The sequence below is a fragment of the Lysinibacillus sp. BF-4 genome, from assembly GCF_000743635.1.
Taxonomy (GTDB): Bacteria; Bacillota; Bacilli; order Bacillales_A; family Planococcaceae; genus Metalysinibacillus; species Metalysinibacillus saudimassiliensis.
Window position 1 is genome coordinate 1 of sequence record NZ_JPUW01000096.1, and the last position, 1,144, is coordinate 1,144.

Here is a 1,144-nt window from a genome sequence, read left to right on the forward strand (position 1 = left end):
AATATATGGTTTGAGCTTCGGTATTTTATATAAAACACCAATCACAAGCATAGATGAAAGTAATACAAATACCGTATTAACTGGAATGGCAATTAATAGATTTGTATTAATAATATGTTGGATAAAGTAAGGCTCAATTAAATCTAGCACGAGTAAATGTACAAAATAAACACCAAAACTTGTGGCACTAATCGCCTGAATAATGGCATTGGGTTGCTTGCAAACTTGCTTTGTCCATGTAAAGAGTGCAATCCCCATTAAAATAACCGTTGGGCTATGGTAATAATAGAAGAAACCTTCAAAGCTACCTTTAGCGGCAGTGAAATGTGTCGTTAGTATAATAGTTAACACTGCACCTAGCGCCCCTAGGCAGTAAATAAACAACCGTGCGCGTTTAGTAAAATCAATACGGAACAGCACATAGCCTAATAAAAATAAATAAAAATATTCTTTAATTGGCGTGTAGTTTGTTACTTTAATGTCTTCCATTGCAAAGTTCCATGCGGGTAAAAGTGACACAGTAATAAAACCAATTGTCATTAAGTAAATGAGTTGCTTATCCGTTAAACGTTGGATCCATTTTGTTAATAATGGCGCAATTAAGTAAATCGGGATAAGCGCATATATGTACCAAAAATGATACTGAATGCCATCATTAATTAAGCGTTTAAAAAAGTCGGCGATACCAAAATCAAACACGCCCTTATATAACTTATAGCTATAGTACACCACGCTCCAAATTAAAAAAGGGATGCCAAGGCGCGTAAACGTTTTTACGCCAATTTCCTTAAGTGAAGGCTCTTTGTTACTACGTAGTAATAATGCCCCGCTAATCATAAAGAAGATAGGCACACACCAGCGCACGAGGGAGTCAAAAATATTGCCGACTTGCCAGGCAGCCATACTAACATCTCCGTATAAATATAAATAAGGTGAGGCCACGTGCAACAGCACCACACCAATAATAGCGAATGCCCTTAAATAATCAATAAAGACAAAACGCGACTGATTTTCCATTTTTCACGCTACTTTCTAGTTTTTATTAAACGACGCCATATAGTATAGCAAAAAAACATTTAATTTCCAATATAAGAAAATTAAAAAGGAGTAATAACCTATGTGAGCATAAAAAATACCCCCTATA

Annotated in this window: 1 protein-coding gene; it reads right to left on the reverse strand. The window is 35.4% G+C overall.

Translation table 11 applies throughout. The annotated features are described in order from the left end of the window. On the reverse strand, positions 1-1,017 hold a 1,017-nt coding region (locus CH76_RS13295; protein WP_036147397.1), incomplete at its 3' end, for an acyltransferase. Between the last annotated feature and the right edge of the window lie 127 nt (positions 1,018-1,144).